The organism is Halosolutus sp. YCN4 (genome assembly GCF_059736495.1).
In genome coordinates this window covers 643,597-656,466 of record NZ_JCASSM010000001.1, presented here as the reverse complement: position 1 = coordinate 656,466, position 12,870 = coordinate 643,597, and the positions used below count along the sequence as shown (strand labels likewise).

Here is a 12,870-nt window from a genome sequence, read left to right as displayed (position 1 = left end):
ATCCGGCGTCACCGCGAGGCGTCTCACGGACGTCGAACCGATAGGACGATATCTCCGGACGTGCGAGTAGCGCGCACGCGGATGACACGGACCCTCCTCGTCGCCGGGACGGCGAGTCACGTCGGCAAGTCGACGGTCGCCGCCGGCCTCTGTCGTCTCCTGACCGATCGGGACGTCTCGGTCGCCCCGTTCAAAGCACAGAACATGAGTAACAACGCCCGGGTCGTCGTCCGCCCGGACGCGGTAGCGTCGGACGACGCCGGCGATCGGTGGGGCGAGATCGGGGTCTCCCAGTTCGTCCAGGCCCGCGCCGCGCGGCTGACGCCGACGACCGATTGCAACCCGGTCCTGCTCAAGCCCCGCGGCGAGGGAGAGAGTCAGCTCGTCGTCCAGGGACGGGCCCACGAGCACGTCCCGCCCGGCACCTACTACGAGGAGTACTGGACCGACGCGCGAGCGGCGGCCGAAGCGTCCTACCGGCGGCTGGCGGCCGATCACGACGTGATCGTCGCCGAGGGCGCGGGCAGCATCGCCGAGATCAACCTCCACGATCGGGACCTCGCGAACGTCGAACTGGCCCGGTTCGCGGACGCCGAGATCCTCCTGCTGGTCGACATCGAACGCGGCGGCGCGTTCGCCAGCCTCTACGGGACGATCGAACTGCTTCCCGACGACGTCCGGGAGCGGATCGTCGGCGCGGTCATCACCAAGTTCCGCGGCGACCCATCGCTTCTCGAGTCGGGGATCGCGGACATCGAATCCCGGACCGGCGTCCCGATCCTCGGCGTCCTCCCGTACGACGACCCCGGCCTGCCCGAAGAGGACAGCGTCGGACTCCCCGCGACAGATGAGCGAGCCGTGATCGGCGACGACGACGGCGTTCCAGCCGATCGCCGCGTGACGATCGCGGTCCCGCGACTGCCCCGCATCTCGAACGCGACGGACATCGAGGCCCTCGTGGCCGAACCCGGCGTTTCGGTGGCGTACGTGCCGGTCGGCCCCGACGGCGGTGATCCGGCCGATCGACTCGCGAACGCGGACGCGGTCGTCCTCCCGGGGACGAAAAACACCGTCGACGACCTGCTCGCGCTCCGGGCGGCCGGGTACGACGACGCGCTCGCGGCGTTCGACGGCCCGATCGTGGGCCTCTGTGGCGGCTACCAGATGCTGGGTAACCGGATCGCGAACGCGTCTCTCGAGGGCACCGGTGGCGACGTCGGAACCGAGACGGACGACGCCGTCGGAACGGGGCCTGACGACACGGTAGCGGGATTCGGCCTCCTGCCCGTCGAGACGCGCTTCCAGGGCGACAAACACCTCGAGCAGACGACGGTCCCCGTCGACGGATCGGCGTCCCCGCTCCTAGCCGGTGCCGACGGGACCGCCTCGGGGTACGAGATCCACGCGGGCCGGACGACGGCGATCGATCCCGTCGATCGGCCGCTCGGCGACTCCAGCGCCGCGGCGGAAACCGTCCTCGGTACCTATCTCCACGGCGTCTTCGACAACGCGAACGTCCGAACGGCCTTCCTCGACGCCGTCGCCGCGTCGGCGGGGATCGATCGGCCGACGGACGTGTCCGGCGACGGCGACGCGCGGGGCGCGGCCGAATCGCCGTTCGATCGGGCGGCGTCGCTCGTCGGTGAGAACGTCGATCTCGGTGCGCTTGGCCTCTCGAACCAGTAATACGTCGACTCGTCAGGTCGGGCCGTCCCGGTAGGTCCCGAGCAGTTCCTCGAGGATGATACACTCCTGGTCGGTCGCGTCGTAGTGAGTGTCGATGAACCGTTCTGCGGCCTCGTAGTTGCCCCGGAGCCCCTGTTTCCGGACCGTGATGACGGCGTCGAGGAAGAAGGTGCCACCGTCGGTACCCAGTGCTTTCGCGTGGTCCTCCTCGCTGATGTCGAGTTCGGCCTTAATCTCGTCGAAGTTGAAAGTCTTGACCTCGTGATCGGAGTTGATCAGCGTCAGTACGTACTCCGCGGAGAACCGATAGAACTCGGATTTGCTCTCGAACATACCGTCTTCGACGAGCGCGTCGATCTGCTCGACGACGTCGTCCGGGTACCGGACGGTATCCTTCGCCATGTCATCCAAATTGACGCTACTGGCACATTATTGTTTCGGCGACGTGTCATTCCTCGTCTCTTCCCGTCGCGAATCGACCGGCGAACTGGTCGCCGAGATGACGAATAACGGACTCGAAACCGGTTAGAGTCCCCATCCGGCTAACTGCGCACGGGACCGCAACTACCTGCAAATTTATTATTTATCGGGCACAACGGTGACACGCAATGCCAGACGAATCCGAACTCCGCGAGCAGATGATCGACGCGTTCGAAGGCGCAGACTACCCCATCTCGAGTCCGATGGACCTCGTTCCGGCACTGCCGAACGGGCCGGGAACGAAGTTCGAATCCGGTGATTACTCGATCACCGCGATGGAACTCAACACCAAGACGTCCGGTGGCGACTTCCCGTACGACGACCCCGAGACGTTCGTCGACGACATCATCGAGGACCTGAAAGAACAGGGCGAAATCTAGGCACCGCTTCTGCGGTCGTCGACCCGCGACCCGGGGCGCTCGACCACCGTCTACCGCCCGGATAGCGGCGCACTGGCATCGACGGGCGAACCGAGCGACAGACGTCGAGTCGTACCATCAGGTTTTTATTTTTTACTATAGATAATATAAAAGAGTGAGAGTCCGCTGGGATCGGTGGGCCAGCGGACCGTCGAATCACTGCATCGACCCCCCGATCGAGCGGACTCTATGGCAGGCACGAACCGGGACGACTGGATCGTCGTGATTACGGGATCGGACGAGCGGCGGCGACAACTCGCGTCGGCGCTTCGAGACGAGACATCGATGACCGTCACTGCACTGGCGCCCGACGCCGACTTCGAATCCTGTCTCGATCCGCCCCCGGACGATCCGGACGGCCCCGATCGGGATCGCACCGTCGGGTCGGCCTCTCGTGCGGGTGTGGCAACGACCGCCGCGGAACCGGCCGGCGTCGTCGTCTCGATCGATTCGCCGGCGTCGCTCCGGACCGCGCTCGAACGCGTCCACGAGGCGTCCCCGTCGGCCCCGACGATCGTCGCGCCACGAAACGGGTCCGAACGGGTCGCGGCCGCCGCACTTCGGGCCGGCGCAACCGAATACGTCCCCGCCGAGAGCGGCACGGAGACGCTCGATCGGATCGTCGAGACGATCCGGTCGGAGCGCGACGCCGACCGGGAGAACGACGCGGAACCGGAATCGACCGACGGGTGGCGGGTCCTTCGCAGTATCGCCGACGAACTTCCGGACGAGGCCTTCATCATCGCCGAGGACGGGACCTATCTCGACGTGAGCGTCCGTCGACAGGCCGCCAAGTTGTGTACGCTGTCTCACGACGAACTCGTCGGGAGCAACATCGACGAGGCGTTTTCCGGTCCCACCGCCGCACGACTTCAGTCGTGTATCGATCGGACGATTCGCTCCGGAGAAGCGCAATCGATCGAGTACGACGTCGATACGAGCGACGGGAGACGCCGCTACGAAGCGCAGGTCGTTCCGATCGGCGACGAGATTTCCGAATCCAGCGCGGTCCTCTGGTTGGCACAGGACGTTACCGAACGCGCCCGTCGCGTCCGCGAACTGCAGTCGCGGCGCGATCGGCTGGAGACGCTCAACCGAATCAACGCGGTGATCCGGGAGGTGATCGAGACGCTCGTCGAGGCTCCCTCGCGGGAGGCGATCGAACGCGAGGTCTGCGATCAACTCGTCGACTCGGAACTGTACTGTGGCTCGTGGATCGCCGAACGGACCGCCGATCGGCAACTCGCCTACCGGACCGGGTCGGGGAGTGCAGACGCGGTCCTCGAGACGGCCCGCGAACTCTCGGCCGATCGCCAGCCGCCGGTCCAGCGGGCGCTCGCGACCGGCGAGGTCCAGACGGCGAACGGGCTCTCGGAGGTCGACGAACTCGCCGACCCGCTCCGAGAGGCTGCAGCCGAGGACGACGTGGCGTCCCTGATCGCCGTCCCGATCAGTCACGAGGACGCGACCTACGGGGTCCTCACCGTCCTCGCGAGCAGGGACGACGCCTTCAGCGAGCGCGAACAGGCCGAGTTCCGCCTGCTCGGGGAGACGATCGGGTTCGCCATCCAGGCGGTCAAGAACCGCCAGCTGCTCTTCGCGGACACCGTCGTCGAACTCGAATTTCACATCCACGGCGGCGACACGCTCTCGTTCGATCTCTCCGAGTCGTACGACTGCACCTGTTCGCTCGAGTGGGCCGGGACGACGGCGGGGGGCCGCTCGTTCCAATTCGTGACGATCGAGGGACTCGACGGCGAGACGGTGCTCGAGGAGGCGACCGATCACGACTCGGTCGAGTCGTGTCGACTGATCCACGACGGGGCCCGTCGCTGTACGATCGAACTTCGACTGTCCCGCTCGGGCGTCCGAACCCTCGCGAATCACGGGGCGACGATCCGGGACGTGACGGTCGAGGACGGCGTCGGCTCCCTCCTGATCGAGGTCTCACAGGACGCCGACGTCCGGGAGATCGCCGAGGCGCTGACCGCCGTCTACGAGAACACCGATCTGGTCGCCAGACGGGAGGTCGATCGCCCGGTCCGGACCGCCGCCGAGCGCCGAACCCGGATCCTCGACGAGTTGACCGATCGCCAGTTGACCACGTTGCGGCTGGCGTACTACAGCGGCTTCTTCGACTGGCCGCGCGAGAGTACCGGCGAGGAGATCGCCGATGCGATGGACGTCTCGCCGCCGACGATGCACCAGCACCTCCGGAAGGGACTGAAGACGGTGCTCGGGGAGTTCTTCGAGACAGGCAGCGGGACCGAGTAGCGGCCGGTCGCACGACTCGGCGGCGTTGTAACACCAGAAATCGCAGGTCCGACGGGAGCGGGAACGGTAGGTGGTGTGTTCGAATGGCGTCCCTGCCGTCGGACAGCCTTCGTCCGGTCGAAGGCACAGCGGGCTACGAACTCGACACGGAAAACGTTACCTACTGATACGATCGGCGTACGTCGGTACTCGAGGAGTGGAGGACTGCTCGCGGTCGCACCGGACGCAGTTATCCCATACCTACCAGATTGGCGTCACGTAGCTTCGAATCCCGCGAGCGCCCGATCGAACGCATCGTCGAGACAGCCCGCATCGACCAGCGCCGCGACCGCCTCGAGGTCCGTGTGGATCGGCCGGTCCGTCGTCAGTGGGGGAACGACGTCCCGGACCAGGTCCCGGACCGCGCTCGTGCCGGCGCCGAGCGAGAGGTCGTCCGCCGCGAAGGCGTCGTCGACGTATTCGGTCGCCTCCGTCCCGCAGACGAGTTCGGCGGCGACGATCGTCCTGGCGTTCTCGACGGCGGTTCGGGCGTTGAGTGCCGCCTGTGCGCTCATGCTGACGTGGTCCTCCTGGTTTCCGCTGACGGGCGTGTTGTCCGTCGACGCGGCCCCGATCGATCGCATCTCGTTGAGCAACGCCGCGGCCGTGTACTGGGCGATCATGTACCCCGATTCGAGGCCGCTGTCCGCGGCGAGAAACGACGGGAGGTGGTCCTCCTGGAGATTCGGATTGAGGAGCCGATCGATCCGGCGCTCCGCGATCGCGGCGAGGTCGGTCAGCGCGAGGCGGGCGTACTCGAGTCGCAGGGCGAGCGGCGCGCCGTGGAAGTTGCCACCCGAGAGGATCGCGCCGCGATCGGTGCCGGAGGCGCGATCGTCGACCGCGTCCGCGGGAAAGACGAGCGGGTTGTCGGTCGCACTGTTCAGTTCGGTCTCGACGCCGGCGCGGAGGTGCGCCAGTGCGTCCCGGACCGCGCCGTGGACCTGCGGCAGACACCGGAGCGCGTAGGCGTCCTGGACCCGATCGCAGTTGCGGTGGGCCTCGACGACTTCGCTGCCCGCGGTGAGCCGTCGGATCAGTTCGGCGCTCTCGCGCTGGCCGGCGTGTGGGCGCACGTCCTGGATCGCCGCGGCCGACGTCGCCGTCGTCGCCAGCGTCGTCTCGGTCGTCAGCGCGCCGGCGGCGTCGGCGGCGCGGACGAGCCGTTCGCCGTCCACGACGACCATGGCGGCGAGGCCGGTCGTCAACTGGGTGCCGTTGATAAGCGCCAGTCCCTCCTTCGGCGCGAGTTCGAGCGGGTCCCGATCGATCGCCGCGAGCGCTTCGTCACCGGAAACCCGCTGTGTCGTCCCGTCGCCGTCCCCGGCGGTTTCGGCGTCGACGATCGCCTCGCCCTCGCCGATCAGCACCAGCGACATGTGCGCCAGCGGGGCGAGATCGCCGCTGGCGCCGAGGCTCCCGCGGGACTTGACGACGGGATGGACGCCTTCGTTGCACATCGCCACGAGCGAGTCGACGACCCGCTCGCGAACGCCAGAGTAGCCCTTGACGAGGGCGTTGATCCGGGCGACCATCATCGCGCGGACCTCCTCGCGCGTGAGTTCTCTCCCCGCGCCGGCGGCGTGGCTCCGGAGCAGGTTGACCTGCAGCCGCTCGAGGTCCGCCGGCGAGATTCGTTCGTCGACCAGTTCGCCGAACCCGGTGTTGAGACCGTAGACGGCGTCGCCGCTCTCGATCACCGATTCGACTCGCTCCCGAGATTCGCGCACCCGATCACGGGCCGACTCGGGGACGCTGACCGTCGCGTCTTCGCGAGCGACGGCGACGAGGGCGTCCGGCGTGAGGCTCTCGCCGTCGAGTTCGACGGTCGTCATCGATCGTCACCCCGCGACGATTCACGCGCGTCGTCCGTCCGAGGTGGCGTCGTGGTCGATCGTGGCTTCCACGCACACGACCGCAGAAGGGTCATACTCATCGTCTCGAAAGGGACGTCCACATGCCAGACGCAGCAATAGTCGTGCTCGCAGGTACCGAAGCGCCGTCCGACCTCGGACGCGTCGTCAACGCCCTCCAGGTCACGAAGGAGTTCGACGAGGCGGGCGACGACGTCCAATTGATTTTCGACGGCGCCGGGACCCAGTGGGTCGGCGAACTCGAGGACGAGGACCACGACTACCACGCGCTGTACGCGGCCGTCGCCGACCACGCGCAGGTCTGTGACTACTGTGCCGGCGCGTACGGGGTCGAGGACGAGGTCGACGCGAGCGAGGCCGCCCCGATCGACGAGTTCGAGGGCCATCCGAGCATCCGATCGCTCGTCGGCGACGGCTACGAGATCATCACGTTCTGACCGTCCCGAACCCGCTCCGCCTCGCCGTCCGATCGCTCCTGCTGGAATTCGGTTCGTCCGCTCGTTCTGCCGGCAGTCCGGTCGGACGGGTCCTGCCGATCGCGTGACGGTGGTCATGGGTCCACCTCCACGCCCGCTTTGATGACCGTGTCGACGGCGGAGGTATCGAACCGGTACGCGAGGTGTACGATCGACGGGGCCTCGAGCACCACGGCGTCCGCCGGCGCGCCCTCGCGGAGCGTCCCGGTCCCGTCCTCGCGATCGATCGCGAGCGCCGCGTCGTGAGTCGCCCCGCGGAGCGCCTCGGCCGGCGTGAGCCCCATCCCGACGGTGGCGAGCGTCTGGACGAATTCCATCGTACGGGCGTGACAGTTCGGGTTGAAGTCCGTCGCGAGCGCGACGGGTGCGCCCGCATCGAGGAAGGTCCGGGCGTCGGCGTACGCCTCGCCGAGGCCGAACGCCGTCGCGGGCAGGAGCACGGGAACGACGTCGGCCGCCGCGAGCGCCGCCGCGTCTTCCTCGGTCGCGTGAAGCAGGTGATCCGCGCTCGCGGCCCCGAGGTCGGCGGCCAGCTGCGACCCGCCGAGCCGGGTGAACTCCTCGGCGTGGATCTTGGGCGTGAGGCCAGCCGCTTCGCCCGCCTCCAGCACGCGCCGCGACTGGGCGACGTCGAAGACGTCCGCCTCGCAGAAGACGTCGCAGAACTCGGCGATCCCCTGCTCGGCGACGGCCGGGAGCTGTTCCTCGATCACCCGATCGACGTACGCGTCGGGCTCCCGATCCGCCGGCACCGCGTGGGCACCCATGAAGGTCGGGACGACGTCGATCGGGTGCGCGTCGGCGACGCGATCGATCGCCTCGAGCAGCCGCAGTTCGGTCTCGGTGTCGAGGCCGTACCCCGACTTGACCTCGACGGTGGTGGTCCCGTGGGCGAGCATGACCTCGAGGTGTTCGCGCAGGTTCTCGCGCAGAGTCGCGTCGCTGGCCGCCCGGGTCGCACGGACCGTCCGGAGGATGCCGCCGCCCTCCGCGAGGATCTCCTGGTAGCTCTTCCCCCGGAGTTTGGCCGCGAACTCGTCCGATCGATCGCCAGCGAAGACGGCGTGGGTGTGCGGGTCGACGAACCCCGGGACGACCGCGTTCCCGCCGGCGTCGATCGCCGTCGCGGCGCTCTCGGGCGGGTACTCGCGCGTGATCTCGTCGGTCGGGCCGACGGCGACGACCTCGCCGTCGATCGCGGCGAACGCGGCGTCCTCGCGGATCTCCAGCGGTCCGTCGGCTGACCGGTCGCCGATCGCTCGTGAACTGTCGCCCGTCCGCGATTCGTCGGTGCCCGCGGCGGGACCGACGACGAGTTCGCCGGCATCGTAGACGACGCAGGTCCCGTCGCCGGCCGAATCGTCACCCGACGGCGTGTCGGCCCCGCTCATCGTCGTCCCTCCACGTAGCCGGCCAGGGTGTGGGCCACTGCCCGCGCCGCGGCGTCGACGGTCAGTCCGTCCCGATCGAGCGCCGGGGCGCACTCGACGACCTCGATGCCGGCGAGCCGATCGTCCCCGGCGAGGACCCGGAGACAGCGGAACAGTTCTCGGGACGTGATCCCGCCCGGCGTCGGCGCGCTCACCCCTGGCGCGGCGCTCGCGTCGAGCACGTCGCAGTCGACGCTGACGTAGAGCCGATCGACGTCCGCCATCGCGTCGAGTGCCCGTATTGTGGCGGCTACGGGATCGTCTTCGACTTCCTCGGCGGTGACGATTTCGCCGCCGCGGTCGCGAACGAACTCGTGGTACGCCGTGGAATTCTCGAAGTGTCGCGCGCCGAGACAGGCGTAGCGATCGAGCCCCGCCTCGAACAGCTGGCGGTAGGGGGTGCCGCTCGTGGGGCCCGCGTCGTCCCTGACCTCGCGTACGTCGAAGTGGGCGTCGAGGCTGACCACGCCGACCGACCCTCGATCGAGCAGGGGCGCGACGTTGGGATACGTGAGCGAGTTGTCGCCGCCGAGGAAGACCGGGAGCGAGTCGGCGTCGTGGACGCGATCGGTCGCCTCTCGTACGTCGGTCTGGACCGCGTCGACGGGCCGGTCGTCGTCACCGCGTTCGTGATCGCCAGCCGCGATCAGCGAACGGAGGTCCCCGAGGTCGCCGATCGATCGGACCGGCCCGCCGTCGACGTGGTGGGTCTTCGTCCGCGCGAGCGAGCGACGGATCTCGACGGGGGCCTCGCGGGCCCCCCGGCGGCCGATGACGGCGCCGTCGTAGGGTTCGCCGACGAGCACCGCCGCGACGCCGGACCCCGAGAGTCGATCGAGCGTCACCTCCGCGACGACGTGGCCGAACAGTTCGTCGGTCGGATCGGCCGATCGCGCCGCGCCGTTCCACCCGCCGGCGTCGGCCCAGTCGGGATTGGTGGCGAACGTCGCCCCGTCCGCCGTCATTCGCGGTCCTCCATCGGGACGTGGACGACCGACTCGCGGGCCTCGTTGATCGCGTCCTCGTAGCCGGCGTCGGCGTGGCGGACGACGCCCATCCCCGGGTCCGTCGTGAACACGCGGCGGGCTTTCTCGGCGGCGAGGTCGCTCCCGTCGAGGACCACGTGGTTGTTCGCGTGGATCGCATTGCCGATCCCGACCCCACCGCCGTCGTGGACGCTCACGATGTCCGCCCCCGCCGCACAGTTGAGCAGGGCGTTCAGGATCGGCCAGTCGGCCACCGCGTCGGAACCGTCTTGCATGGCTTCCGTCTCCCGGTTCGGACTCGCGACCGACCCCGCGTCGAGGTGGTCCCGCGTGACGACGATCGGCGCGGAGATCTCCCCGTCGGCGACGAGGTCGTTGATCCGGAGCGCGAAGCGTGCGCGCTCGGTGAGGCCGTCTCGATCATCACCCGACTGGTATCCCAGCCAGCACACCCGCGCCGGCAGCCCCTGGAACGCGACGCGTTCCTGTGCGAGGTCGATCCAGCGGTGCAGGTGCTCTTTCTCCGGGAACAGCGCTTTGACCGCCTCGTCGGTCCGGTGGATGTCGACCGGATCGCCCGACAGTGCGACCCAGCGGAACGGCCCCTTCCCGCGGCAGAACAGCGGCCGGATGTACGCGGGGACGAACCCGGGATAGTCGAACGCCGCGTCGTGATCGCAATGGTCGGCGACCTGTCCCCGGATGTTGTTCCCGTACTCGAACGCGATCGCGCCCGCGTCCTGCATCTCGAGGATCGCGTCGACGTGCCGTTCCATCGTCGCGAGACTCTCCGCGACGTACTCGTCGGGATCGTCCTCTCGGAGCCGATCGGCTTCCGGGACGGTGTAGCCGGACGGGTAGTACCCTTCGAGTTCGTCGTGAGCGCTCGTCTGGTCGGTCACCACGTCCGGGACGAACCCCCGATCGAGCATGGCTTCGAGCATGTCCGCGGCGTTCGTGTGGACGCCGACGCTGTAGGGTTCCCCGGCCGCGGCCGCGGCTTCGGCGCGCTCGATCGCCGCGTCCAGGTCGTCGGTCTTCTCCTGGCAGTAGTCCGTCTCCAGGCGGCGATCGATCCGCGCTTCGTCGACCTCGGCGGCGATGCAGACGCCACCGTTCATCGTCACCGCGAGCGGTTGCGCGCCGCCCATGCCGCCGAGGCCACCGGTGACGACGATCTTGCCCTGCAACCCCTCCGTGTCGGGGTAGTGCTGGGTCGATAGCTCCGCGAGCGTCTCGTAGGTCCCCTGGATGATCCCTTGCGTACCGATGTAGGCCCACGAACCGGCGGTCATCTGGCCGTACATGATCAGCCCCTTCGATTCGAGTTCGTGGAAGTGCTCCCAGTCGTCCCACTTGCCCACGAGGTTGGAGTTGGCGATCAACACGCGCGGGGCGCGCTCGTGGGTTTCGAACCGGCCAACGGGCTTGCCGGACTGGACGAGCAGTGTCTCCTCGTCCTCTAGGTCGCGCAGTTCCGCACAAATCGCGTCGTAGGCGTCCCACGATCGGGCTGCCCGGCCGGTGCCGCCGTAGACGACCAGGTCCTCGGGCCGTTCGGCCACCTCGGGATCGAGGTTGTTGTTCAGTAGCCGGAATGCGGCCTCCTGTCGCCAATCGCGACACGTCAGGTCGGTTCCGGTCGGTGCTCCCCGGTGCTCGCGCCACCGGTCGCTCGGTTCACCGATCGCCGCGTCGCGGGAATCGGACTCCTGCATGCGTTCGTGTTCGTCACTCACTTCCAAGGCCGTGTGGTGGGCGCACGCCTGTGCTTTTATAACTGGACGACGATCTATGGCCGTGTACGAGGCCACGTTTCGCCTGTCCGGGACGGACGGCTACGCCGCGATAACCGATGGACTCGCCGTCGAGATCGCGCTCTGGTGTAACGATCACGCCGACCTGTTGCGCGTCCGCGGGTTGCCAGGCGACGTCGATCGGGTCTACGATCGGATCGACGGCATCGCCGGCGTCGACGAGGCACTGATCGACGGGGGACGCGCCGTCGTCGTCACGGACGACTGCGTTCGCGGGTCCGACGAACCGACGGTCGACGCCCACCTCGCCGCGAGCGGCTGCGTCCTCCTCCCGCCGTTGCGGTACGAGGACGGAACGCGGTGGTGTCGCGTCCTCGCGCTGTCGGCCGATCGACTCACGGCCCTCTACCGATCGCTCCAGGACGAGTTCGACGTGACCGTCGCCGAGAAGCGATCGCTCGAACCGGGCGTCGACGGGGCCGCGGCCGAGTCTCCCCTCGGCCTCGAACGGGTCCTGCCGTCGCTCACCCGCCGGCAACGGGAGGTGTTCACGCTGGCCGTCGAGCGCGGGTACTACCAGTCGCCACGGGAGACGTCGATGGTGGAACTGGCCGCCGCTGTCGGGATCGATCGGCGGACGGCGGAGGAGCACCGACGCCGCGCGGAGGCCAAACTGTTCGACGCCGTCGTCGCGTACTACCGGCGAGACTGAATATCCGGCCGGATTCCGTCAGTCCCCGGGCCTCCGTCGTCGGACGGGATATTCAGGTAGAACGCGACTGAGTACGTCGAGTACAACGCGCCGCCAATCGCGATCGCGACGAGATACGCGCCCCCGACGCCGACGCCGCCGAGGAGCGCACTGTCGAACGGGAGAACGGCCGTGTAGCCGACGACGCTTACGCCGCCGATCAGGATGCCGAAGAAGGGTGCCGTTCAGACACTCGTGATAGTCACGGAATCTTAAAAGTCACGTATGTGAACCCGAGCACCGATCCGATCGACCGCGCATCGTTCGACCGAGAATGGTGTTTCGACGCAGGCGACGGCCCACGGAACGGCTGGAGGTGTCCGGCGCGTGTCAGTGAACGTGCCGGTCGACGCGCTCTTCGCGGGGTCGAACGGCCGATACTATACCGAGTGGCAGGTTCGGAGACGACTCAGAACCGGGGACTGGACCGAGTGCATTCGACAGCGATCGCCGGAGCGACGGCTCGTCGGGACCGGCGACGGTGCCCTGCTCATGCTCGTCCCGATCGACCCGGACGAACTGCCGGGCTGGGCGGAGATTCGCGTCGCCGAACGGGGTGCGCGCGTGGTGGATACGCGGCGACCGATCCCGGAGTGACGACGACCGGGACCTGCGTCCCGTGTGACGATCGTCGGCCCCGGAGCGAGTTCGTCGGTCAGTCACGGTCGCCCGGTCCGCAAACGCTTTTCTGCGATCGC

The 12,870-nt window shown here is 68.3% G+C and carries 11 protein-coding genes; 6 read left to right on the top strand and 5 right to left on the bottom strand.

Features of this window, described 5'->3' with window-relative positions; all coding sequences use genetic code 11:
• Positions 1–81: 81 nt before the first annotated feature.
• Positions 82–1,686, top strand: a complete 1,605-nt coding sequence (locus AC6I6X_RS03325) for a cobyric acid synthase (RefSeq protein WP_497929078.1) — start codon at positions 82–84, stop codon at positions 1,684–1,686.
• A gap of 12 nt (positions 1,687–1,698) precedes the next feature.
• On the opposite strand, the gene AC6I6X_RS03320 is transcribed toward AC6I6X_RS03325, so the two are convergent.
• Entirely contained in the window at positions 1,699–2,088 is a 390-nt protein-coding gene (locus AC6I6X_RS03320; protein WP_497929077.1) for a ribbon-helix-helix domain-containing protein, read from the bottom strand.
• Positions 2,089–2,294: 206 nt separating this feature from the next.
• On the opposite strand from AC6I6X_RS03320, the gene AC6I6X_RS03315 reads away from it, so the two are divergent.
• Both AC6I6X_RS03315 and AC6I6X_RS03310 read left to right on the top strand, forming a co-directional pair.
• Entirely contained in the window at positions 2,295–2,546 is a 252-nt protein-coding gene (locus AC6I6X_RS03315) for an MTH865 family protein (RefSeq protein ID WP_497929076.1), read from the top strand.
• Between the two features lie 228 nt (positions 2,547–2,774).
• Positions 2,775–4,859 (top strand): bacterio-opsin activator domain-containing protein, encoded by a 2,085-nt coding sequence (locus AC6I6X_RS03310; protein ID WP_497929075.1) that lies wholly within the window; start codon positions 2,775–2,777, stop codon positions 4,857–4,859.
• A gap of 254 nt (positions 4,860–5,113) precedes the next feature.
• Here AC6I6X_RS03310 and hutH read toward each other — a convergent pair whose 3' ends face one another.
• Positions 5,114–6,733 (bottom strand): histidine ammonia-lyase, encoded by a 1,620-nt coding sequence (gene hutH / locus AC6I6X_RS03305; RefSeq protein WP_497929074.1) that lies wholly within the window; start codon positions 6,731–6,733, stop codon positions 5,114–5,116.
• Between the two features lie 122 nt (positions 6,734–6,855).
• Between hutH and AC6I6X_RS03300 the strand changes: the two genes are divergently transcribed.
• Positions 6,856–7,209 (top strand): DsrE family protein, encoded by a 354-nt coding sequence (locus AC6I6X_RS03300; RefSeq protein WP_497929073.1) that lies wholly within the window; start codon positions 6,856–6,858, stop codon positions 7,207–7,209.
• Positions 7,210–7,322: 113 nt separating this feature from the next.
• On the opposite strand, the gene hutI is transcribed toward AC6I6X_RS03300, so the two are convergent.
• The 3 genes from hutI to hutU are packed head-to-tail and all read right to left on the bottom strand — an operon-like array spanning position 7,323 to position 11,382.
• Positions 7,323–8,639 carry an imidazolonepropionase gene (gene hutI / locus AC6I6X_RS03295; RefSeq protein WP_497929072.1) on the bottom strand — a complete coding sequence of 439 codons (1,317 nt, stop codon included), beginning with the start codon at positions 8,637–8,639 and terminating at the stop codon, positions 7,323–7,325.
• Positions 8,636–9,643, bottom strand: a complete 1,008-nt coding sequence (gene hutG, locus AC6I6X_RS03290; protein ID WP_497929071.1) for a formimidoylglutamase — start codon at positions 9,641–9,643, stop codon at positions 8,636–8,638. The genes hutI and hutG overlap by 4 nt, the downstream gene beginning before the upstream one ends.
• On the bottom strand, positions 9,640–11,382 hold the full coding sequence (gene hutU / locus AC6I6X_RS03285) for a urocanate hydratase (protein WP_497929069.1): 1,743 nt from the start codon (positions 11,380–11,382) through the stop codon (positions 9,640–9,642). Before hutU ends, hutG begins: the two co-directional genes overlap by 4 nt.
• Before the next feature lie 76 nt (positions 11,383–11,458).
• On the opposite strand from hutU, the gene AC6I6X_RS03280 reads away from it, so the two are divergent.
• Together AC6I6X_RS03280 and AC6I6X_RS03275 are read left to right on the top strand one after the other, a co-directional pair.
• Complete coding sequence (locus AC6I6X_RS03280; RefSeq protein WP_497929068.1) at positions 11,459–12,133, top strand: helix-turn-helix domain-containing protein; 675 nt, start codon at positions 11,459–11,461, stop codon at positions 12,131–12,133.
• A 366-nt stretch (positions 12,134–12,499) separates the two neighbouring features.
• On the top strand, positions 12,500–12,769 hold the full coding sequence (locus AC6I6X_RS03275) for a hypothetical protein (protein ID WP_497929067.1): 270 nt from the start codon (positions 12,500–12,502) through the stop codon (positions 12,767–12,769).
• Positions 12,770–12,870: the final 101 nt, after the last annotated feature.

What these genes read in the sequence shown, in the direction of transcription:
- AC6I6X_RS03325 (WP_497929078.1), top strand. Translation starts at nt 82, where the DNA reads ATGACACGGACCCTCCTCGTCGCCGGGACGGCGAGTCACGTCGGCAAG.
- AC6I6X_RS03320 (WP_497929077.1), bottom strand. Translation starts at nt 2,088, where the DNA reads ATGGCGAAGGATACCGTCCGGTACCCGGACGACGTCGTCGAGCAGATC.
- AC6I6X_RS03315 (WP_497929076.1), top strand. Translation starts at nt 2,295, where the DNA reads ATGCCAGACGAATCCGAACTCCGCGAGCAGATGATCGACGCGTTCGAA.
- AC6I6X_RS03310 (WP_497929075.1), top strand. Translation starts at nt 2,775, where the DNA reads ATGGCAGGCACGAACCGGGACGACTGGATCGTCGTGATTACGGGATCG.
- hutH (WP_497929074.1), bottom strand. Translation starts at nt 6,733, where the DNA reads ATGACGACCGTCGAACTCGACGGCGAGAGCCTCACGCCGGACGCCCTC.
- AC6I6X_RS03300 (WP_497929073.1), top strand. Translation starts at nt 6,856, where the DNA reads ATGCCAGACGCAGCAATAGTCGTGCTCGCAGGTACCGAAGCGCCGTCC.
- hutI (WP_497929072.1), bottom strand. Translation starts at nt 8,639, where the DNA reads ATGAGCGGGGCCGACACGCCGTCGGGTGACGATTCGGCCGGCGACGGG.
- hutG (WP_497929071.1), bottom strand. Translation starts at nt 9,643, where the DNA reads ATGACGGCGGACGGGGCGACGTTCGCCACCAATCCCGACTGGGCCGAC.
- hutU (WP_497929069.1), bottom strand. Translation starts at nt 11,382, where the DNA reads ATGCAGGAGTCCGATTCCCGCGACGCGGCGATCGGTGAACCGAGCGAC.
- AC6I6X_RS03280 (WP_497929068.1), top strand. Translation starts at nt 11,459, where the DNA reads ATGGCCGTGTACGAGGCCACGTTTCGCCTGTCCGGGACGGACGGCTAC.